The 21,513-nt window shown below is 62.8% G+C and carries 23 protein-coding genes; 10 read left to right on the top strand and 13 right to left on the bottom strand.

The window, feature by feature from the left end; all coding sequences use genetic code 11:
- Nucleotides 1-598 precede the first annotated feature (598 nt).
- The 6 genes from AC1DVS_RS21155 (at nucleotide 599) to AC1DVS_RS21130 (ending at nucleotide 4,964) form a co-directional block, all read left to right on the top strand.
- Complete coding sequence (locus tag AC1DVS_RS21155) at nucleotides 599-1,039, top strand: helix-turn-helix domain-containing protein (protein WP_478026112.1); 441 nt, start codon at nucleotides 599-601, stop codon at nucleotides 1,037-1,039.
- Nucleotides 976-1,656, top strand: coding sequence for an IS630 family transposase (locus tag AC1DVS_RS21150; RefSeq protein WP_478026131.1), 681 nt, complete (start codon nucleotides 976-978; stop codon nucleotides 1,654-1,656). The genes AC1DVS_RS21155 and AC1DVS_RS21150 overlap by 64 nt, the downstream gene beginning before the upstream one ends.
- Nucleotides 1,657-1,826: 170 nt before the next feature.
- A complete protein-coding gene (locus AC1DVS_RS21145) occupies nucleotides 1,827-2,795 on the top strand; it encodes an acyltransferase family protein (protein WP_478026110.1) in 969 nt (322 codons plus the stop codon).
- 29 nt (nucleotides 2,796-2,824) lie between these two features.
- The gene (locus AC1DVS_RS21140; RefSeq protein WP_478026108.1) at nucleotides 2,825-3,103 is read left to right on the top strand and encodes a PqqD family protein; all 279 of its coding nucleotides are present in this window, start codon (nucleotides 2,825-2,827) and stop codon (nucleotides 3,101-3,103) included.
- 144 nt (nucleotides 3,104-3,247) lie between these two features.
- Nucleotides 3,248-4,756, top strand: a complete 1,509-nt coding sequence (locus AC1DVS_RS21135; RefSeq protein ID WP_478026106.1) for a DEAD/DEAH box helicase — start codon at nucleotides 3,248-3,250, stop codon at nucleotides 4,754-4,756.
- A gap of 4 nt (nucleotides 4,757-4,760) precedes the next feature.
- Nucleotides 4,761-4,964 carry a DUF1289 domain-containing protein gene (locus AC1DVS_RS21130; RefSeq protein ID WP_478026104.1) on the top strand — a complete coding sequence of 68 codons (204 nt, stop codon included), beginning with the start codon at nucleotides 4,761-4,763 and terminating at the stop codon, nucleotides 4,962-4,964.
- Nucleotides 4,965-5,527: 563 nt separating this feature from the next.
- On the opposite strand, the gene AC1DVS_RS21125 is transcribed toward AC1DVS_RS21130, so the two are convergent.
- The 13 genes from AC1DVS_RS21125 to AC1DVS_RS21065 all read right to left on the bottom strand — a co-directional run bounded on the left by AC1DVS_RS21125 (nucleotide 5,528) and on the right by AC1DVS_RS21065 (nucleotide 16,628).
- Nucleotides 5,528-6,163: a glutathione S-transferase family protein gene (locus AC1DVS_RS21125; protein ID WP_478026103.1), complete on the bottom strand. Its 636-nt coding sequence runs from the start codon at nucleotides 6,161-6,163 to the stop codon at nucleotides 5,528-5,530.
- Between the two features lie 109 nt (nucleotides 6,164-6,272).
- Nucleotides 6,273-6,764 (bottom strand): dienelactone hydrolase family protein, encoded by a 492-nt coding sequence (locus tag AC1DVS_RS21120; protein ID WP_478026101.1) that lies wholly within the window; start codon nucleotides 6,762-6,764, stop codon nucleotides 6,273-6,275.
- Nucleotides 6,765-6,906: 142 nt separating this feature from the next.
- Nucleotides 6,907-7,995, bottom strand: a complete 1,089-nt coding sequence (locus AC1DVS_RS21115; RefSeq protein ID WP_478026099.1) for an MBL fold metallo-hydrolase — start codon at nucleotides 7,993-7,995, stop codon at nucleotides 6,907-6,909.
- Between the two features lie 188 nt (nucleotides 7,996-8,183).
- Nucleotides 8,184-8,864, bottom strand: coding sequence for a cell cycle transcriptional regulator TrcR (locus tag AC1DVS_RS21110; protein ID WP_478026097.1), 681 nt, complete (start codon nucleotides 8,862-8,864; stop codon nucleotides 8,184-8,186).
- Between the two features lie 98 nt (nucleotides 8,865-8,962).
- Entirely contained in the window at nucleotides 8,963-10,033 is a 1,071-nt protein-coding gene (locus AC1DVS_RS21105) for a sulfotransferase (protein ID WP_478026096.1), read from the bottom strand.
- Nucleotides 9,996-10,370 carry a hypothetical protein gene (locus tag AC1DVS_RS21100; protein WP_478026094.1) on the bottom strand — a complete coding sequence of 125 codons (375 nt, stop codon included), beginning with the start codon at nucleotides 10,368-10,370 and terminating at the stop codon, nucleotides 9,996-9,998. The genes AC1DVS_RS21105 and AC1DVS_RS21100 overlap by 38 nt, the downstream gene beginning before the upstream one ends.
- Before the next feature lie 2 nt (nucleotides 10,371-10,372).
- Complete coding sequence (locus AC1DVS_RS21095) at nucleotides 10,373-10,618, bottom strand: hypothetical protein (protein WP_478026093.1); 246 nt, start codon at nucleotides 10,616-10,618, stop codon at nucleotides 10,373-10,375.
- On the bottom strand, nucleotides 10,615-11,982 hold the full coding sequence (locus AC1DVS_RS21090; protein WP_478026091.1) for an arylsulfotransferase family protein: 1,368 nt from the start codon (nucleotides 11,980-11,982) through the stop codon (nucleotides 10,615-10,617). Before AC1DVS_RS21090 ends, AC1DVS_RS21095 begins: the two co-directional genes overlap by 4 nt.
- 249 nt (nucleotides 11,983-12,231) lie before the next feature.
- On the bottom strand, nucleotides 12,232-13,269 hold the full coding sequence (locus tag AC1DVS_RS21085; protein WP_478026089.1) for a glycosyltransferase family 4 protein: 1,038 nt from the start codon (nucleotides 13,267-13,269) through the stop codon (nucleotides 12,232-12,234).
- A gap of 5 nt (nucleotides 13,270-13,274) precedes the next feature.
- Complete coding sequence (locus AC1DVS_RS21080) at nucleotides 13,275-14,168, bottom strand: UDP-2,3-diacylglucosamine diphosphatase (protein ID WP_478026087.1); 894 nt, start codon at nucleotides 14,166-14,168, stop codon at nucleotides 13,275-13,277.
- A gap of 98 nt (nucleotides 14,169-14,266) precedes the next feature.
- Complete coding sequence (locus tag AC1DVS_RS21075) at nucleotides 14,267-14,884, bottom strand: glutathione S-transferase family protein (protein WP_478026085.1); 618 nt, start codon at nucleotides 14,882-14,884, stop codon at nucleotides 14,267-14,269.
- 91 nt (nucleotides 14,885-14,975) lie between these two features.
- A complete protein-coding gene (locus AC1DVS_RS21070) occupies nucleotides 14,976-15,593 on the bottom strand; it encodes a hypothetical protein (RefSeq protein WP_478026083.1) in 618 nt (205 codons plus the stop codon).
- An 18-nt stretch (nucleotides 15,594-15,611) separates the two neighbouring features.
- On the bottom strand, nucleotides 15,612-16,628 hold the full coding sequence (locus AC1DVS_RS21065) for an NAD(P)H-quinone oxidoreductase (protein WP_478026081.1): 1,017 nt from the start codon (nucleotides 16,626-16,628) through the stop codon (nucleotides 15,612-15,614).
- A gap of 75 nt (nucleotides 16,629-16,703) precedes the next feature.
- On the opposite strand from AC1DVS_RS21065, the gene AC1DVS_RS21060 reads away from it, so the two are divergent.
- The 4 genes from AC1DVS_RS21060 (at nucleotide 16,704) to AC1DVS_RS21045 (ending at nucleotide 21,508) form a co-directional block, all read left to right on the top strand.
- Nucleotides 16,704-16,901 (top strand): DUF1192 domain-containing protein, encoded by a 198-nt coding sequence (locus AC1DVS_RS21060; protein WP_478026079.1) that lies wholly within the window; start codon nucleotides 16,704-16,706, stop codon nucleotides 16,899-16,901.
- A gap of 124 nt (nucleotides 16,902-17,025) precedes the next feature.
- Nucleotides 17,026-19,341, top strand: a complete 2,316-nt coding sequence (gene clpA / locus AC1DVS_RS21055; protein WP_478026077.1) for an ATP-dependent Clp protease ATP-binding subunit ClpA — start codon at nucleotides 17,026-17,028, stop codon at nucleotides 19,339-19,341.
- 205 nt (nucleotides 19,342-19,546) lie between these two features.
- Nucleotides 19,547-21,253: a GGDEF domain-containing protein gene (locus AC1DVS_RS21050; protein WP_478026075.1), complete on the top strand. Its 1,707-nt coding sequence runs from the start codon at nucleotides 19,547-19,549 to the stop codon at nucleotides 21,251-21,253.
- A 57-nt stretch (nucleotides 21,254-21,310) separates the two neighbouring features.
- The gene (locus tag AC1DVS_RS21045) at nucleotides 21,311-21,508 is read left to right on the top strand and encodes a hypothetical protein (RefSeq protein ID WP_478026073.1); all 198 of its coding nucleotides are present in this window, start codon (nucleotides 21,311-21,313) and stop codon (nucleotides 21,506-21,508) included.
- Nucleotides 21,509-21,513 lie beyond the last annotated feature (5 nt).

Genomic DNA, 21,513 nt, shown 5'->3' with positions numbered 1-21,513 from the left:
CCATCGCCGCGGGGGCATGGGGTTAAATTCAAGTTGGAGGTAGCAGGTCGGGGAACCGCAGGAAACGGTGCCGGCTCGAGAATCGTGGCTGGACATGGCGGGTAGCGAAGCAATTTTGCTCTCGAACTCCGCTTCATCCTGCACGCTGTCCGTATGGTGCGCGGCGGCTCTATCAGGACACATTCACCGCTGTTAGGGGGACACCGGCTCGGCGAGGGTATGCCTCGCCTCCGCAAGCCAGCCAGTCGGCATTGTCAGGCCAACGTGGCAGGTTGCCGTAGCCGAGGCCGATGCTTGCCAGGTAGGGCGACGCTACCTCGCCGTTGCTAGCGCGCCCATGATCTCCGTCGCGGCTTTGGAGGTTGCGATTGTCTGCTGGACAGGTTGTAGTTCTCAATTGAGCCTGTGGGCGGACGTGTCAGTCCGGCCCCTTAAAGAACTTCAACAGACCTGAACGAGCGTCCGGTTATGGGAAGCGCCGAACGCGTTTTCAACGTCTGCAAGTGGGTCTTCCAGCTTTAACAGCTAAGCAGCTTCCGTTGGCTTGACCAACGGATAGGATCTGTGATTCTGTCTTCGCCCAGCGAGGAGGAAGGTCATGGCGGGAAAATCTCCGGTGACGGCGAATGAGGAGCAGCGAGCGGTCCTGCGAACGCTGGCTCGTTCAGGAGAACGTGGTGAGGCGGATCGGGCACGGGCGATCCTATTGACGCTTTCGGGATGGACCAGCCCGCGCATTGCGGAAGCCTTTGGGGTGCGGGAGGATACGGTACGCCTGTGGCGCAGCGATTTTGCCCATGGCGGTGTCGAGGCGTTGAAGGCGACCGTGGCGCCCGGTCCGGCGCCGGTGAAGAGCGAGGCGGCGCTCCGTGTCGTTGCGTCGCTCCTCGAAGCGCCGGTTGCTGACCGGCCCAACTGGACGATCGCGCGCCTCATGGTTGAGATCGAGGCGCGCGAGGGCATCAAGATTGGCCGATCGCAACTGTCCAAGGCGCTACGAAAAAAAACTTCCGCTGGCGGCGGCCCCAGCACAAGCTGAAAGGCCGCCAGATTGCCGGCGAGATCGAGCGCGTCGGGTTGCGCCTCAAATTGCGCAAGGCGCAGGCGGCAGCGGGCGACATCGTTCTGCTCTATGGCGACGAAAGCGAGGCGCTGACCCATCCCTATCTGGCACGGGCGTGGGCCAGGCGCGGCGCGGATCTGCGGGTGCCGCCACCCGGCCAGGCCAACAAGATGGCGATCATGGGTTCGTTCGACCACGCCACCCGCCAACTCATCGTGCACACCAGCCCAACCAAACGCAGCAGTGATTTCGTTGCTCACCTCGAGCAACTCGATCGGTTGTATGGCCCGCAACCGGGACGGATGACGACCCCGGTCGTGTTGGTCGAGGACAATGGGCCGATCCACGTCAGCAAGCTCTCGCGCGCTGCAATCGAGGCCCGCAAGCACTGGCTCACCGTCGAGTGGCTGCCCAAATACGCCCCTGAACTCAACGATATCGAGTTGGTCTGGCGCGACCTCAAAGCCCATCATCTCGCTCACCAGACCTTCGTCGATATACACACCCTCGATAACGCAATCCACGACGCCGTCGCCGCCTTGAACCGTGAACGAGCCATCCGTCCGTTGGCCAAGCGAAGAATCTCTGCTTAGTGCGGCTGGCGCCGGGCCCGAGTAGCGCGTATCGCCTTGGACTGAGGTTCAGCAAGAAGAGCAAAGTGGCCGATTCATCCACACCTACCGAGCGCAGAATCGACTGGCTGGATTATATTCGCCTGTGTGCGCCGTAAGGGTCGTGATGACTCACTATATCGGGTGTCGTCGTGCCTTTCATCCTCGGCCCGGCGAATACAGATCTGGGCCTGATCACCGATATATCGCATTATGGACATATCGGGCTGTTCATCCTGTTCCTCATCAGCGGCATGATGATCACGCAGATCGTCCAGCGGCAGAAAATATCGACCTTCGTCGCTCACCGCTTCACGCGCGTCTATCCAAGCTTCGTCATCTGCCTGACGATTACCACGCTGATGGGGATCGGCGAGGTGGGCCGAATGCATGTCACCTTCTGGCAATATCTCGCCAATTTGACGACCAATCCCCCGGCATTCGGATATCGTCCGGCAGATTCCTCCTATTGGACGCTGACGGTTGAGATCACCTTCTACGCAATGATCGCCGCGGTCGCGATGCTTGGCTGGATCAGGCATATCCAGATCGTGGTGGTGGTGTGGATCGCGCTGCAGATGATCGTGGCACCCTTCTTCCCGCGCGCGCCGCTGCTTGGCGCCGACTATGCTTTCCTGGCCGCGGGGTGCGTGATGGGATTGCTGTACCAGCGCCGCAACGAAAAGCTGAACTTGGCGCTGCTCGCGGTTACCGCCCTGCTCGGCACGCGGACCATGTTCATCGCAGCCCGGGGCATGCCGTTGAATCCGTGGATCGGGATCGGCGTGATGATGGGGATCTTCGCGCTTTTCCTGGCGATGCGGGGCCGCGATGTCCGCCTGCCCTGGGCACACCGGATCGGCTCGTTCACCTATCCGCTCTACCTTCTTCACTTCAAGATCGGCACGATCATGCTGATGTGGTGGGCAACCGACGCAAACAAATGGTGGCTGGTCCTGGCATTGTCGCTGGGCATGATGCTGTTCTCGTTTGTGCTTGACGACATCGTCGAATTCCGGCTGCGCGAGACGTGGCGCAGGCTTGCCAGGGCGACGGTGGCGCGACCTTTCATCCTGTGGGAGCAGCGTCGCGTTCAGGCGGTGACGCCGGCCAGCATCTGAGCCATGGGCGCGGCCGGCTTCAGTAAAGGATGATGATGCTGACGATCCCGACCTATATCACGTGGCAGGACGTCGATGGCGAACTGGCCTTGTTCGACGAGCGCGACGATCGGTATCATGTGCTGAACGGCACTGCCGCCGCGATCTGGCGTGGCATTGCCGCCGGGATGGAAAGGACCGTGCTGATCGACCAGATCGCGACCGGCTTTCGAGTAAAACCCGAGGAAATCATCGCGGATATCGACGCCTTTGTCGAAGCGGCCACCGCGCTGGGCCTGCTGCTGAGAAAGGATGCCGCGCCTGCCTAGCCCGTCGGGATGAAAGGGCGAAATGGTCGATATTCATCCCATTCCATGGCGGCCGGGCGCCCTTTACCTTGACAATCTCGCCTTGATCGGCAAGCGCTTCGGGGCTGGCCGAACGCTTTGTCGAGGCCTTTTTCCGGATACCGCATGACTTTCGCCGACCTCGGCCTTTCCGACGAACTTCTCAAAGCCGTGAATGAATCCGGCTATACCGAGCCGACTCCAATTCAGGCGAGCGCGATTCCAAGCGTGCTGATGATGCGCGACATCGTCGCCATCGCCCAGACCGGCACCGGCAAGACCGCCGCATTCGTGCTGCCGATGATCGATATCCTCGGCGAAGGGCGCAGCCGCGCGCGCATGCCGCGATCGCTGATCCTCGAGCCGACGCGCGAACTCGCCGCGCAGGTGGCGGAGAATTTCGAGAAATACGGCAAATATCACAAGCTCTCGATGGCGCTGCTGATCGGCGGCGTTTCGATGGGCGACCAGCAAAAGGCGCTCGAAAAGGGCGTCGATGTGCTGATCGCGACGCCGGGCCGGCTGATGGACCTGTTCGGGCGCGGCAAGATCCTGCTCACCGGCTGCAACCTGCTGGTGATCGACGAGGCTGACCGGATGCTCGACATGGGGTTCATCCCCGATATCGAGGAAATCTGCACCAAGCTGCCCAAGCAGCGCCAGACCCTGCTCTTCTCGGCGACGATGCCGCCGCCGATCAAGAAGCTGGCCGACAAGTTCCTGAGCAACCCCAAGACGATCGAAGTCGCACGACCCGCGACCGCGAACATCAACATCAAGCAATGGCTGGTGCCGGTCTCCGCCTCGAAGAAGCGCGAAAAGCTGACCGAGCTGCTGAACGCGGAAGATGTGAAGACCGCGATCATCTTCTCGAACCGCAAGACGACGGTGCGCGACCTGAACAAGGCGCTGCAGCGGGCAGGCTTCCGATCGAGCGAAATCCATGGCGACATGGAGCAATCGCAGCGGATCGCCGAGCTCGACCGGTTCAAGGCGGGCGATGTGAACATCCTGGTGGCATCCGACGTCGCGGCGCGTGGGCTCGACATCAAGGGTGTCAGCCATGTGTTCAACTTCGACGCGCCCTGGCATCCGGACGATTATATCCACCGCATCGGCCGCACCGGCCGCGCGGGCGCGACCGGCGTGGCGTTCACATTGGTGACGCCTGACGATGCCGAGAATGTGCAGAATATCGAGAAGCTGACCGGTATGCGGATCGACCGCTGGGAAGGCGCCGAGGATGCACCCGCATCGGCTGCTCCAGCGGCACGTGGACGTGGCGGGCGCGGCAAGCCAGCGGCCAAGGCCAAGCCGGTTGAGACCGAGCGCGATGCGCCGGAAGCGGCCGCTGAAACGCCAGAGGCCGAACGCCCTGCCCGCGCGCCACGGACGCCGCGCGAGGCGAGGCCGGCTCGTGAAGAACGGCCCGCGCGTGAAGAACGGCCCGCTCGGGAAGAACGCGCACCGCGCGAGGAACGGCCGGTGCGTGAAGAGCGGCCGGCACGCGACAGCCGCCCACCGCGGGACGAGCGCCCCGCCCGGGGCCCGCGCCCGGCGCAGGATGACGGCCCTGACGATGGGTGGAACGGGCCAATGCCCGACTTCCTGATGGCGAAGCTGACCATCGAATAAGCCCGTGGACGGAATCGTCGAGACCGTGCCGGTGCAGTCGATCGAGAGCCCGTGCGTCAATATCTGCGTGATGGACGACGCCAGCGGCTGGTGCATCGGCTGTGGGCGGACGATTGATGAGATTGCCCGGTGGTCGAACGGAAGCTCGGCCTGGCGCCGCGAAGTGATGGCGTCGCTGCCGGAGCGGATGGGCTCACGCCGTACTTAGAGCCCAGTTCGACCAAGTTAAATCAACCGTCACCCGGGACCCTTCGACAAGCTCAGGGGAGCCTTGTTCCGGGGTCCACTGCGCCGCAAACCGACCGTCAATGATCGTGCGGAGACGTGGATGCCGGAACAAGTCCGGCATGACGGGCAAAGCTGGCCGAATTCGACTCTAGAGCGCCGAATCCTGGAATCGGAGTCGCCGCTCCTCCGCCCGGAGAACCGCGATTCAACTGCATCCCCGGATCGGCCATAAGATGCGCACGGGACGTCTCAGAAGCCCGGGCTGCTCTTTCTTGTCGTCCGGATCCCGAACGCTCGCGCGACGCCATGGATGGCGCTCGTGCGAGACATTTCCCTGTTAATTTCCCTGTTATTCCCTGTTCCGGCCTGAGCAGACGAACGAAAAATTCATCTAAATGATTGCAATATAAAGATAATTGATCAATTCTGCCGCGAGCGACACCGAGAAAAAATAAAAAATTCCCTGTTCCCACGGCGGAACAGGGAATTTGACCACCGCGGCGACCCCGCGTCAGAAGCGGAGAAGCCTGAAAATTGCGCGCCTCAGTCCGCCGTCGCCGGCTCCGGCGCGGGCATCAGGGCGTTGTCCTTTTCATTAGCGCGCGTGCAGGCTTCGCGCGACATGATGCGACCGAGATAATCAGTGAAGGCGTCGCGCTTGGGCAGCGTGCCGAACTGCGTGCCCCAGCCAATCTGCGAGCCGATATAGACATCCGCCGCGGTGAAGCTGTCGCCGGCGATATAGGGATGCGCCGACACCGCCTTTTCGAGCGTGTCCACCGCGATATCGTAATTGCCATAACCAGCCATGCGCTGCTGCTGCTCGGTCGGCGTGAAGCCCATCGAATTATTGGTCACTGCCTGTTCGAGCGGGCCGGCGGCAAAGAACAGCCAGCGATAATAATCGGCGCGCTCGGTGGTCGGCGGCGCGAGGCCGGCTTCGGGGAATGCATCGGCCAGATAAGCGCAGATCGCCGCGCATTCCGTAATGACATGGCCGTTATGGACGATCGCCGGCACCTTCCCCATCGGATTGATCGAAAGATACGGCTCTTCCTTCATCGTCGATGCGTAATCGAGCACCACCGTTTCATAATCGGCACCGGTTTCCTCGAGCATCCAGCGGATGATGCGTCCGCGCGACATCGGGTTGGTGTAGAAGACAAGATTCGAGGCCATCATATTCTCTCCCGACTCGGGTTGCCAAGAACATAAATGGAACACGACATGAGAACGGCGTCAAGGTCTCCCCTGACGCCGTTCTCCTATCCGATGGTCGGAAACGCGCTCAGGCGGCGCTGACGATCCGGACATTGCCGTTGGCATGCGGCAGGCGCTTCAGCTTCGGCGCAAGCTTGACCATTTCGGCAACCTGGTTGCCATGATCGAGGCCAGCGAAATTCTTGCCGAGATCGGGCGCAACCGCGAAATAGCCGGACAGCGCATAACGACGAGCAGTCTCCTCGGCGGTGGCATCAAGGCCGTTCTCGCCGTGCAGCACGACGATGACATCGAGATTGGTCTTGCCGCGCGGCGAGGCGAAATAGCCGTCAAGGATTCGGCCGCCCGAGATCGCGAAGCGGAGGTTCTTCGCCTGGAGCCGCGGATCCGTGCCGGTCGCGGCAGCGGCGGAGGTGGCGAAGCCGACGATCCCCGTACCGGTAACGGCGGTTGCGACGGGTAGTGTCGCCATGCCACGCATCATCGAGCGGCGGCCGAGCGGCGCCTGGACGAGGCTGGAGATACCCGCCGTGACGGGCTGATCTGTTACGTCTGTCATGATTGCCTCCCTTGCCGCCCCTGATGCGGTTGGAAGAAGCCTAACCTTTCGCATTCCGGGATACAACCAAAACGGCGATGGATTTTAATCAATTGTGTACCGTGTTGGCATGGCAGAAATCGGTGTGCGCCGAGAGCGAGCGTCAGGCTGCGCGGTACCACCATACGCCGTCGATCACCTCTTTCACCGCCCTGCCCTCGACCTCGAGGCGGCGGAGATGCGCGAGCGCTTCGCCGGTCGCCATGCCGAGCATCTCGGGGCCGATCGCACGGCGGAACAGGCGGCCGAAGCAATCGGTCGCGCGGCGCGGCTCGGCGAGAAAGACTTCGAGCTCGTCGAGACGATCGCGGTGCTCGCGGTCCATGGCATCGAGGCGGTTGTGCAGGCCAGTGAACGGGTCGCCATGCCCCGGCAGGACGAGGAGGTTATGGGGCAATTGCCTGAGCTTCGCGATCGAGGCGAACCATTCGCCGAGCGGATCGGACTCGGGCTCGGTGATGCCGAGCGAGACATTGGGGCTGATGCGGGGGAGCACCTGATCGCCGGCGATCAGGATGCCGGCGGTCTCGTTCAGCAGGCAGGCATGTTCGGGGCTGTGGCCCGAGCCGACCACGACCCGCCAGATCGTGCCGCCGATGGTGAGGCTGCCGCCATCGACCAGGCGTTGATAGCTGAGCGGAAACGGCGTGATGATGCGGCGGAACCCGGCCCAGCCGGACGCCGCGGCAGTTGCGATCTGTTCATCGCTCCATCCCGCGCCGCGCCTGAAGGCAGTGACCTCGTCCGGCACGGCATCGCGTGCGTCGAGCATCGTCGCCCGGAGAGTCAGCCATTCGCCGCGCGTCATCAGCAGCGGTGCGGAATGATGCGTACACATCCAGCCAGCGAGGCCGATGTGATCGGGGTGGAAATGCGTGCCGATCATCCGCGTCACGCGGGTGCCCAGCAGCGGGCCGCGGAAGATCGTCTTCCACGCGGTACGGGCGTCGTCGAGGTTCATGCCGCTATCGACCAGGGCGACGCCGCCCTCGTCGTCGATCAGCCAGCAATTCACATGCTTGAGCGGCCCGGGAACGGTGAGGCGCACCCAGTTGATGCCGGGCGCGATCGGCATAACCGCGCCGGGCGCTGGTTCGGCGCCGCCAAAGGGATAGGTCAGCCCCTTGTGGCTGGTCGCGACGAAGCTCTCATCGGCGACAAAGGCTGCGTCGGTTTTGGAAGCGGTGGCCATCAGTTGCGGGTAGCAACGGAATTGCCGGAGCGCCAACCCCAATCTTCAGGCGGAGCGTGCTGCGAATAGGTGGAAACCGGCTATTCGCAAACAAGCACGCGACCAACAAGAATCTAGAGGGGGCTTTGTTTCCATCGAAACACAGCCCCCTCTAGTCGCGCCACCGCCTGAGCGGCGGCGCGGCTGGATCAGCGGCGGAAGAGGTTCTCGGCGGTCGGCTCTGCCGAAACGGGCGGGGTGCCATTTTCGGCGGCTTCGGCGTCCCGGGCAAGCTGATCGCGCTGGGCACGAAGCTCAGTGATCAGCGCCTCCCGATCGCCCTCGAGGCGGGTATCGACCGGTGCCTCGATGCCCGCTGCCTTGGCTGCCTTGGCGACCGCAGCGTCGAGCTCGCGCTGCGTGGTCAGGCCGAGCGTCACCGGATCCTTGGGCGTGATGTTGGCGATGTTCCAGTGGCTGCGGTCGCGGATCGCTGCGATCGTCGTGCGCGTGGTGCCGATCAAATTGCCGATCGCGCCATCCGAAATCTCGGGATGGTTGCGGATGATCCAGGCGATGCCGTCCGGCTTGTCCGAACGCTTCGAGACCGGCGTGTAACGCGGGCCCTTGGTGCGGCGGACCTGATCGGGGCCCTTTAGCATGACGAGACGGTGATCGGGATCGGCCTGACCCTTCTCGATCTCGTCCTGGGTGATCTCGTGCGCGCGGATCGGATCGCGGCCAGTGAGCTTGGTCGCGGCGGTATCGTCAGCGATCGCCTGGATCTCGAGGATGTGAAGGCCGCAGAATTCGGCGATCTGCTCGAAGCTGAGCGAGGTGTTGTCGACCATCCAGGACGCGGTCGCATGGGGCATGAGCGGCTGGGCCACTGGGAAACTCCTTAAAAACAGAAAGGGCCGCCCCTTTCGGAGCGGCCTTGGCATGGTCCTGACTTAGTCCGGTTACGCGGTCGGGGCAAGCGTGAGGGTTATCGTCCCACCGCACGCGTCTTCAGCCGGGCGAGTGTGGAGGCAGCGGCGGCGACCAGCGCCTCGCTCACCTCGCCAATCGGGTGCGGCACCGGCGCGCGCAGCACGGTCCCGGTGGCCGGCCCCACCTCGATCTTCGCTGCCGCAGCGAGTGCGGCAACCGCCGGCCCAGGCGCCGCACACATCGCATCATAGTCGATGAAATGCTGGCGCGTGCGCAGTAACGGCGGCTGGTCGAGCAGGAAATCATGCACGCTCGTCCAGGCCGCCAGCCAATAATCGAGCGTCATCGGATCGAGCGACGAATCGGGGCTGCCGGGAAGATGGAACGGGCGTTGGCCGGCACCGAACTCATGATGGCCGAGCCAGGTCATGAACTTCAGGCGGAAGGGATCGGACCGGTGCAGCGCAAGCGCGCGGACATGCTGGTTGAGGAGCGACGCGGCATGCTGCAGCGGATCGCGGAAGGGATGGATCAGGATTGCGGACGGTACGGCCTGGATGAGCGCGGGCAGGCGCAGGATGTTGGCATTGTTCTTCGAAAGATACCGGCCGCGGCCATAACGGAGCAGGACGAGACTCATATAGCGGCGGAACTGCTCCACCGTTTCGGGAAGCGGGGGCACCGGTTCGAGGCCATGGGGGCGGAGAAAGCGCGTCCCCTCAAAGCATCGCCAGAACACTTCCTCGATCGCCTCGGGGCTGTCGAGATCATGGGCAAGCCCGTCACCATGCTCGCGTTCCCGGGCCGCAACGGTGCGGCGGAACCGGCCCGTGATGCGATCCGCGCCATTGGGGGCAAGCGGGAATGGCAAGTCGCGATAGGAGAGCGAAGCGAATTCGTCCGTCGCATGAAGAATGCGCATGATGATCGTGGTGCCGGCCCGCGCCAGGCCACATACGAACACCGGGTTCTCGATCGGGTACTCCGCCGCCGCACGGCGCCCGAACTTCGCATTTTCGAGATCGAACGAGATCTCGAGAACAGCGGCATTCCCCATCGCGACAGCATGAAGCAGCCGGTCGGCGCGGCTATAGGCGTTTGCGGACTTGATATCGGATGACGGCATAGGAGAGGCACAACAGGGGCAGGGCCAGGCTGGCCTCGGGATGGATGAAAAGAGCGCCGAGATGCGCCCCATGCGCGTCACCGATCATGATGACGATCGCAATCGGCGCCGCGACCGCAACAAGCAATAGCAGGCTGCGCATCGAAGCGCGAAACATCCGCGCCGACAGGATCATCGCCGCACGTTCCCTCGACGCGTCCGACGCACCGCGACGCCGCATCACCTTGCTCGCCCGTGCCCCGAAATGGCCAAGGTCCCGCATCACGGGAACGAGGCGGAGCGCCCATGCCAGCTCGATCGCGATGACTGTTGCCAGGAAGAGTAAGAGGACCGACACGGCTATTCGCCAGTTTCCTCGGACTCGGTCGGCGTTGACGGTGCCTTGGCCTGGCGGCGACGACGCAGAAGGCGTTTGACCGGATACCAGAGGACCGCGAAGAAACCGAGGACGATCGAGCCGATGAAGCCGAGCGCGACGCTGATCAGCCCAAGGCCCAGGCCCGGGCCCATATAGGCATTGGCGGCTGCCGGTGCTGCGAGCAGCAAAAGGGCCGCGCCCCAGCCCGCAAGGCGTGGCGCACTCATCCGCATCGTGCGTTCGCTGCAGCCCGGATTCCTGCCGCCTCCGTCTTTGGATCGATATAGCGGCTCCATCCCAACTCGTATCCCCGGCCCTTTTTGTCCATGGACATATATCGCCACTGAACTGTGCCGTCGCGGCTCATCCGCTGCAACCTGCCATAGTTGGTTTCCTCCACGAACACGTCCCCATTGTCCATCATGGTGGCAAGACCCTGGGTGATGGTCCGTATGTCCTGCGCGGCGAATGCCGCCTCGTAGGGGGATTCCGCCTTCCCCGTGGCGAAATCGTAAACATAAAGACGATTGTGGTTCACGACAAAATCGCCGTTGCTGACCCTCGGGGTCGGGCCTTCGGGCGCGGACTGGACACCATTGTCGAACACCGAGATGCGGTGATCATCGAGGATGTCGACATCATGCTGCATGCTCCAGGGCCCCTGTCGCCACCACATGACGCGCCCGGCCGATGGCCGGTAGAGCAAGATCAGGGAGAGATGGCGCATGCTGATGAACAAATCTCCTTTTTGCCAATAGGGTCCTGATTTCATTACCGGTTGGATATCGTTGGTATGAGTTGGATCATCGGTATAGGGCTTCGACCGCCACAGGCCGGAGAGTTGGTTCCGTGCGAGGATCGTCTGGATCGACTCGGCCTTGACGCGATGTCCATCGGGCGAGATTTCCGAAATTCTGCCCTCCCTGAAGTCAGGGCCAACATGCGGCAGGTTGGACTTGAGCATGCGATCGGGGGTCCAGATATTGCCGTCCGGACCGATTTCGTTCGAGTGGTGAAAGATTCCGTCGAGCGTCCAGACCACGCGTCCACACACATCGATGCGCACTTCCGGAGTGTCGTCGTGGAAGACGAGCCCGCCATCGGACATCAACAAGGGGTGGGTCGGCCGGTATCGTTCCGGAGGATGATTGCTGGTGAGTTTGATCAAGCTGCCGATCTGCGAGCGGCGATTGATGTCTGCAATGTCAGGTGCATATGTCCGAATGATCTTCCCATCGCTTAGCCTGATCAGATCGACAATGTAGCGGTGCAGCGTTTCCTCATAGTGCGGGATCAGTGCGTAACCATCGTCCACGAAAGACGTCTTGGGGTTGCGCCAGAACCCATCGGGCAGGCCCTCCTGCCTGTCATGGGTTATAGGTTCGGCAGGCGTATTCATGTATTTTGCAATGCGCACGGGGAAATCGGCGATAGCGAGCGCCGGAGCCGTCAGTGCCGCAAGCCGTTTCCCCCCCTGCGACGCATAGACGACCAGCCCGCCAAAGATCATCAGAAACAGCAGGCCGCTCAGGATCAACGCCATCACCAGCCAAAGTGGGACGCTGCGGTACATGAGCTTTTCGAGGTTCAACGCCCATACTCCCCCGACAACGGCCGGTGTTGGAATCGCCCTTGCCGATTTCCGCAGTGCAGCACAAGTCGGGTATGTGCGCTCCCGAACCATTCCGACGTTTTTCGCGAATCTTGGGGACGTGTAGCCGCGATATTCAGCGACCGTATTTCTGTTGGAAAACAGACTGCTGATCCGCAAAACTGATATTCTGTAGCGAAAAAGTCGTTACTTAGCCGACCCTGCGCGATCGCGGCGTTCCGCAAAGCCTCAGGCGGCGATAGCCTCATCATGCCGCGTGGATATATCCAGGGGCACAAGTGCACTCAGAAACTGGCGGGCGCTCGCTTCCCAGGTGAAGCCCCGGCCATAGGCCGCGCAGGTGCTGCGATCCTTACTCAGCGCGTTCGCTATCGCCATGTCCAGATCATCGTCCATCGTGCCCACCTCGTCGTTCAGCACGTCGACGGGACCGGTAACGGGATAGGCTGCGACCGGCACGCCGCAGGCGAGCGCCTCGATCATCACCAACCCGAACGTATCGGTGCGGCTGGGGAAAACGAAAACGTCGGCGGCAGCATAAGCGGCAGCGAGATCGGCACCGAAACGCGGCCCCAGAAACTTCACCTCCGGGAATTTTGCCGCCAGCGTCGCGCGGGCGGGACCGTCACCGACGACCACTTTGGTGCCGGGGTGGCTGGTGGCGAGAAACGCCTCGATATTCTTCTCGACCGCGACACGGCCGACATAGAGCTGAATCGGCCCGGGCAGTTCCGCAAGCATGGGATCGGGCGCGATAGTGTCCGAGAAGGTCGCGAGATCGACTCCCCTGCCCCAATGCCGCACATTGGCGAGGCCGTGCCCAGCGAGCGTGGCCGCGATCGACGGGGTCGAGGCAAGGATAGACTGCGCCGGGGCGTGGAACCAGCGGATATAGTGCCACACCCATTCGGGATTCACGCCCGTGCGAGCCGAAACATAATCGGGAAACTGGGTGTGATAGGCAGTCGTGAAGGGGAATTCATGGCCCAGGCACCAGCGCCGCGCAGCGAGGCACACCGGGCCTTCAGTGGCGAGATGAATCGCCTGGGGATCGAAATCCGACAGCATCTTGCCGACCGTACCGGTGCTGGCAAAGGCGAGCCTGATCTCGGGATAGGTCGGGCACGGCAAGGAATAGAAGAGATCAGGCGACACGATCAGGACCTCGTGTCCCAGGCGCTCAAGCTCGGCGCGGACGGCCTGAAGTGTCCGCACGACCCCATTCACCTGGGGCGACCACGCGTCGGTTACGATCGCGATGCGCATGGCGGTCAGGCTGCCAATGCCTCGATTTTCGCCGCATCTCGCGCGGCGATCTCGTCAGCCCAGTGAAGCAATTCCATGCGTCCGTCGAAATGCTCGACCAGAGCGGTGCAGCCTTCGACCCAATCTCCGTCATTATAATATTCGACGCCGCCGATATTGCGAAACTCAGCGGTGTGGATGTGGCCGCAGACCACGCCATCGACGCCCCGGGCGCCGGCTGCCTCCGCGATCACTTCCTCATAGTTGGAGATGAACTCCACTGCGTTCTTCACCTTTGCTTTCGCGTGCTTCGACAGGGACCAGTAGGGCAGTTTGAAGAAGCGGCGATAGGCGTTCACCCAGCGATTCAAGGCCATCATGAATTCATACGCGACGTCGCCGACATGCGCGAGCCATTTATGGGTGAGCGTGATCATGTCGAACTCGTCGCCGTGCAGCACCAGCAGGCGGCGGCCGTCCACCGTTTCGTGGATTGCCTTGCGCCGGATGATGACGCCCCCGAAATCCAGCCCGGTGAATTGCCGCATCACCTCATCATGATTGCCGGGGATATAGACGACTTCGGTGCCGCGCTTGGCGCGCTTCAGGATTCGCCAGACGACGTCGTTATGCGCCTGGGGCCAGTAGAATTTCTTCTTGAGCCGCCAGCCATCGATGATGTCGCCGACCAGATACATTTTCTCGCTGTCGACGTGATCGAGGAAGTCGATCAGCATCTCGGCGTTGCAGCCGCGCGTGCCGAGATGGATGTCGGAAATCCAGATGGTGCGATATTGCCGCCGCGGCTCGGTGATCGCACGCTCGGGGATTCCGGGCTTCGAATGCGCGAAATCGGCAAAATCCGCGATGTTCCCGTCTCTCGACAAGGTGTCCATCGCAATCCTGGTTACAGCGTCCATTGCCGCAGTCCCATCAACCTCTGATGGAAGAGCGCTATGCCTTGAGTATGTTACACTTTGAGTCGTCGGGCCAAAAACATTTGCCGCGACTGTGCGCCTTACGCGTCGATAGTGACGTGCCCTGGAAGCGCCGCGACCCGCGCCAGCCAGGCGACTACCGCCGGATAGCGTCCGAGATCGAAGCCGCCGTCATCCGCAAAATGGGTATAGGCATAGAGCGCGATATCGGCGAGCGTTAGCCGATCACCGATGAAGAAAGGCGTGCGGCTGAGGTGCGCGTCCATCAGCGCGAGGGCGGCATTGCCTGCGGCCTCCTTGGCGGGAATTTGGCTGCGCTGTACTTCGTTCAGCCCGGCTTCGCCGATGAAGTAGCGCCAGAAGCGCAAGGTCGCGACATTGGGTTCGTGATTATATTGCTCCCAGAACATCCAGTGGAGCATGTCGGCACGGTCATAGCGGTCGGCCGGAATCAGCGGCGATCCGTCAGCGAGATAGAAACAGGCCGCGTTGCTCTCCGGCAGATAATCGTCGCCGATCTGAAGCACGGGGATGCGGCCATTGGCGCTGACCTCGCCCAGAAACGCAGCGGAGCGCGTCTCACCCTTCATGATGTCATATTCGCGGCGCTCGATCGGGATGCCGAGATGGGCCGCGGTGAGGCGGATCTTGTAGCAATTCCCCGACTGGGCATATTCGTGCAGGATCAGGCCAGACATTGTCGCTCCCCGGTTGCTCGCGCCTTCATGGCGCCGCCGCGTGGCAGGTCAAATCGAATATGCCGGGTGATCGATAAGCCAGGCTTTTCGATCAGATCAGGCCAAGCGCATCGCGGCGGCGACGCAGCGCGCCAAGTTCGAAAAAGCCGATGCCGAGCAAGGCGACAACGAACAGCCAGCCCCACATGTAGCGCCACAGGGCAAAATCCCACGCGCTTCGTGGCGGGGTGCCTGAAACGCCGGCCATGCGCAGATTATAGTCGACAGCCGGCACGCCGACGAACTCGTCCGGCGTTTCGTAATAGAGGAGAACGCCATATTCCTTGCGGGGGATGAAGGGCATGCCGAGCACGTCCAGCTCGTTGATCGAATAGCCGTAGCGGAGCGTCCGGACCTCATCGGGCGTGGTCGGCAGATCGCGTGCAGGGCCTCCAAACGCTCTTGGGGTGACGATCGGAATATGGCCGATCTTGGGGATGTGAACGCCATATTCGTCGACGGCGTGGACGAAACCGGCTGACGCGGCACTTGCGGTGACGGTCTGACCGCGAACCACAGCCGAGCGGTCGCCGATGATCAGCGCCCGGTCAGACAGCAGGAAAATGGTCCCGAAGACCAGCCCGATCACGATCAGGAGCACCACCCTGATCGTCTCGTCGCGCTTGATCGTTGGATGTTTGCCCCGCAGATACGGATTCTGTCGTTCCATGTGTTCACTGCCCCCCGGCTATTCCATCAACAGTACGATCTTTCCCACATGATCGCCCGATTCCATGCGCTCATGAGCGCTTGGCGCGTCGGCGAGCGGATAAGTACGGTCGATCACCGGCTTCAGCCGGCCGGCCTCGACATGCGGCCAGACAGTGCGGGCAAGCTCATCCGCGACCAGGCTCTTGAACACGGTGTCGCGCGGGCGGAGTGTCGAGCCGGTGAGGGTCAGGCGACGGCGCATGATCTCGAAGATCGGGATCGTCGCCTGCAAGCCGCCCTGCACCGCGATCGAGACGTGCCGGCCATCATCGGCGAGGCACTGCATGTTGCGCGGAAGATAGTCGCCGCCGACCATGTCGAGCACCACCGCGACACCCTTGCCGCCGGTGATCGTCTTCACTTCGGCAACGAAATCCTGGGTCTTGTAGTTGACCGCGTGATCAGCACCCAGGGCCTTTGCTGCCGCGCATTTTGCGTCGGAGCCGGCTGTGACGATGATGGTCAGGCCGAACAGATTGGCGAGAGCGATCGCCATGGTGCCGATGCCGCTGGTGCCGCCATGGACGAGCACCACATCGCGTTCGGTCGCATAGCCACGCTCGAAAAGATTGGTCCAGACGGTGAAGAGCGTCTCGGGCATCGCGGCCGCCTCGACCATCGACAGGGCGCGGGGTACATGAAGGCACTGGCCGTACGGCGCGACAGCATATTCGGCATAAGCGCCGCCCGAAATCAGCGCGCAAACCGGCTGGCCGAGCAACTCGAACTGTTCGCCCGCGCCGGCGACATCGGGCCCGACCTCGACGATCGTGCCCGACACTTCCATGCCCAGGATCGACGGCGCGCCCGGCGGCGGCGGATACAGGCCCTTGCGCTGCATCACCTCCGGCCGATTGACGCCCGCGGCGGCCACCCGGATCAGGACTTCGCCGATGCCAGGCCGCGGCACCGGGCGCTGGACGACGACCAGGACTTCGGGTCCCCCGGGGGCCTCGGGATCGATCGCGCGCATCATGTCCGGAATTTCGTTCATTGATCCGCCCCCCAACTTGCGGATTGCCTCTGGGCCTTATTGACATCGCTGCCTACCCGGTCAACGTTCACTCTTATGGATTTGGACGAGATTCTCCCGAAAAAGGGGGGCGATCCGCTCACCGAACTGGCCCGACAGGACCTTGATCCCCTGTCGGTCGCCGAGCTGGAGGCGCGTATCGCGGCCCTTGAAGCCGAAATCGTCCGGACGCGCGGAAAAATGGAACGCGCCGTTAATCACCGCGCAAGCGCCGATAGCTTATTCAAACGATGAGCATCGGGGCTCCGGCATGCCGATTTGGCCGGGGTTTTTGTCAAGTGCTTGATGCGGGCGGTCTGTCTTCCGACATAGCAGGAAAGGACCGCGCATTGTGTCGCGGTCCGCATGGAGTAACGTAATGCCTTCTTTCGCATCCGCGCTGGAAACCACCCTCCACAAGGCGCTCGAAGCCGCGTCCTCGCGACGCCACGAATATGCGACGCTCGAGCATCTGCTGCTCGCGCTGGTCGATGACGAGCACGCCTCGAAAGTGATGACCTCCTGCGGGGTCGATCTCGGCGAGCTCAAGGCGACCGTCGCGCATTATCTCGATACCGAGCTCGAGGCGCTGAAGGTGGATGCAGCGACCGATCCGTCGCCGACCTCCGGCTTCCAGCGCGTCGTCCAGCGCGCCATCCTCCACGTCCAGTCTTCGGGCCGCGACGAGGTGACGGGTGCAAACGTGCTCGTCGCGCTGTTCAGCGAGCGCGAGAGCTATGCCGTCTATTTCCTCCAGCAGCAGGACATGAGCCGCCTCGATGCCGTCAGCTTCATCTCGCACGGCGTCGGCAAGGGCGGCGCTGCCCCGGAGCCCCGTGAAGTGAAGGGCGCGGAGGAGGAGAAATCCGCCAAGAACGACAGCAAGAACAAGGGCGAAAGCGCGCTCAAGCAGTTCTGCGTCGATCTCAACGAGAAAGCCCGGAACGGCAAGGTCGATCCCCTGATCGGGCGCGGCCCCGAGGTCGACCGGACAGTGCAGATCCTGTGCCGCCGCTCCAAGAACAACCCGCTCTATGTAGGCGATCCCGGCGTCGGCAAGACCGCCATCGCCGAGGGTCTGGCGCGCAAGATCGTCGAGGGCAATGTGCCTGAGGTGCTGTTGCCGGCCGTGATCTATTCGCTCGACATGGGCGCACTGCTCGCCGGCACCCGCTATCGCGGCGATTTCGAGGAGCGGCTGAAGGCAGTCGTCAACGAGCTCGAGAAGCTGCCCGACGCGATCCTGTTCATCGACGAGATCCACACGGTGATCGGCGCTGGCGCGACCAGCGGCGGGGCGATGGACGCCTCCAACCTGCTCAAGCCCGCCTTGTCGGGGGGCACGATCCGCTGCATCGGCTCCACCACCTACAAGGAGTTCCGCAATCATTTCGAGAAGGACCGCGCGCTGCTGCGGCGCTTCCAGAAGATCGACGTCAATGAGCCGACGATCGAGGATACGATCAAGATCCTGACCGGCCTGCGCACGGCGTTCGAGGCGCACCACTCAGTGAAATACACGCCTGATGCGATCAAGTCCGCGGTCGAGCTGTCGGCGCGCTACATCAACGACCGCAAGCTGCCCGACAAGGCGATCGACGTGATCGACGAAGTGGGCGCGATGCAGATGCTGGTGCCGCTCAGCAAGCGCAAGAAGACGATCACCACCCGCGAGATCGAGCAGGTGATCGCGACGATGGCGCGCATCCCGCCGAAATCGGTCTCGGCCGACGACACCCAGGCGCTCGCCACGCTCGATACCGATCTGAAGCGGGTCGTGTTCGGGCAGAATGCGGCGATCGAGAAGCTCAGCTCGGCGATCAAGCTCAGCCGGGCGGGCCTGCGCGATCCCGACAAGCCGATTGGCAATTATCTGTTCACCGGGCCGACCGGCGTGGGCAAGACCGAGGTCGCGCGCCAGCTGGCGTCGATCATGGGCATTCCGCTCCAGCGCTTCGACATGTCGGAATATATGGAGCGGCATTCGGTCAGCCGGCTGATCGGTGCGCCTCCGGGCTATGTCGGCTATGATCAGGGCGGATTGCTCACTGATGCTGTCGACCAGCAGCCGCATTCGGTTTTGCTGCTCGACGAGATCGAGAAGGCGCATCCCGACCTGTTCAACATCCTGTTGCAGGTGATGGATAACGGCAAACTGACCGATCACCACGGCAAGACAGTCGATTTCAGGAATGTCATCCTGATCATGACGACCAATGCCGGCGCATCGGACATGGCGCGCGAGACTCTGGGCTTCGGCACCCTCTCCCGCGAGGGCGAGGACGAGCAGGCGGTCCAGAAGATGTTCACGCCCGAGTTCCGCAACCGGCTGGATGCGATCGTGCCCTTCTCGTACCTGCCGACGGACGTGGTCGCGCGGGTTGTGGAGAAGTTCATCCTCCAGCTCGAGCTCCAGCTGTCGGATCGCAACGTCCATATCAGCCTCGACGACGAATCGAAGGCGTGGCTCACCACCAAGGGCTATGACAAGCTCTACGGCGCGCGGCCGATGGGGCGTCTGATTCAGGAGAAGATCAAGCAGCCGCTCGCCGAGGAATTGCTGTTCGGCAAACTTGTCCATGGCGGCGAGGTGAGCATCAAGCTCAAGGACGGCGCGCTCGCCTTCGAGATCGTCTCCGCCCCGCCCAAAAAGCCCAGGAAAAAGGGCAAGGTGGAAAAGATCGACGCGAAATAATCTTTGTGGCCGGGCCCGTAATGCGGGCCCGGCCATATCTTTTTGATCGATCAATCGAGACCCATAGCGCGGCTGAAGCGCCCGTTTCCGTAGCGTAAGGTTCCACCCGGCATGAGGTGGATCGGGCGCGCGAAACGCCCGCGAAAGACTGCGTTGCGCCTCGCGAATTTACCTTCTGTTCGCATCGCGGCGCTAGAGCACCCCAATGTGCAGGCGGTGGTTTTTCAATCTGATGGCGCTGGTGGGTGCGGTTCTCGCCTCCGGCGCAATCGGCACTGCACCGGCAGCAGCACAAACCGGCGTCGCCGGGCGCCCGGTGGCCGTCTGCGTGACGCGCGCAAAATCCGGCATGCAGGCACGCGCGTTGTTCAATCAGGCTGAGCGGTTCGATTGCGATACGAAGCAAACCGCCTTTGGCTCGGGCGACTATTGGGTCCTCTCGGCACCAGTGAACGTCACCGGGATCGCTGATGTCCGGGTCGGCAGCCTGTGGCAGGAGCGTACCACGCTTTTCGCGCTGTATGCCGATGGCGCGATCGTCTCCGCCGTAACTGACGGCCGGGCTGCGACCAGGCATCTGCAGCTCGGCGCAATCATCGAACGCGACCTGCCCGCCCGCGCCGCGCCGCTCGTCCGGCTGCTCTGGCACGTCGAGGGCTCGGCCAATCTGCGCGGCATCGTCGTCGGCCCGCGGATCGCGACACCGGCCGAAAGCGCTGACGCCAATCTCGTCCTGGGCATCATGTATGCCGCGTTCTCCGGCCTGTGCATCGCATTGCTGGTCTATAATCTCGCGCTCTGGGGCGCGCTCAGATATCGCTTTCAGCTCGCTTATTGCGGCATGCTGGCCGGGTTGCTGACCTACGCGATCTCGTCGTCGGGCGCGTTGGCCTGGGCCTGGCCCGATATCATCAACAATGACCGGCTCCGGATCAACTATGCGTCGCTCGGCGTGTCGGCGATGGCGGCGATGCTGTTCGCGCGAACCTTTTTCGAGCCGCGCGTCTTCGCCGGATGGCTCACCAAAGCCACCAACCTGGTGTTTGCGGTGATGACCGCAACCATCCTGATGCTCATCACGCTCGCGCCGTGGCGAATCGCGCTGTTCGACTATTTCTTCACCCTCGCTTTCATTGCCCAGCTCGGCATCGTCATCCCCATCCTGTGGCGCGGCTGGCGGACGCGGAGCAATTACCTCTGGATGTTCGCGATCGCCTGGGCGGCGCCGATCATCTTTGCCTGCCTCCGGGTGGCGAACGCGCTGAACGCGGTCGGCTGGAGCTTCTGGCTCGACAATTCGACGATCCTGACCGTGACGGTCGAGGCGCTGTTCTCGAGCCTTGCCATCGCCTATCGCATCCGCCTCCTGAGCAACGAGCGCGACGAGGCGCGAGCGCGGGAGATTGCGGCGCGGCTGCTCGCCGATACCGATCCGCTGACCGGCCTGCTCAACCGCCGCGCCTTTCTGCGCCACGCGATCGGCCGCGAGGGCGATCAGACGCTGTTGCTCGCCGACATCGATCATTTCAAACGGGTCAACGAGATGATCGGCCATGACGGCGGCGATGAGGTGCTGCGCGTCTTCGCGCGCACCTTGCGCCAGGCGGTATCATCCTCGGCGCTGGTCGCGCGGATCGGCGGCGAGGAATTCGCCATCGTGGCGCCAACCGCAACCGCAGTCGCGGCCGAGGAAATACTGGCGCGACTGCGCGCCGGACGGATGCCATTCGACCTCAAGGTGACCGCAAGCATCGGCGCCTGCACGGGACCGCTGATGGACGAGGGCGACTGGAAAGCGCTCTATCGCGGTGCTGATCGCGCCTTGTTCGAGGCCAAGGCCGACGGGCGCGATCGGGTACGCGGAAGGACGATCGCCCCGCTCGATACCATCCGGAACGAAATCGCCGCCTGAGCATCGCTTGCCGGAGCACGTGCTCGCGTTTATGGTGAATGGATTGGAGGAGCGCCCGTGCGCAATCGTCGACTTGGCCTGGGTTTGGCGGCAGCCGCACTGCTGATTGCAGCCGCGCGCCATCCGTCGGCGAACATCAACATCCTCACCCATGATCAGTCCGATCGCGCGCCGCATCGCCTCCAGGCCGCGCTCGACACCGGGCTGTTCGCGGTCTCGCTGCTGATCACCTGGACGACGAAGAGCATCGCCTGACTCTT

Source organism: Sphingomonas sp. P3_C5, assembly GCF_056402635.1.
Note: the sequence above shows the minus strand (reverse complement) of the source record. Positions and strands in the feature narration are given on the sequence as shown.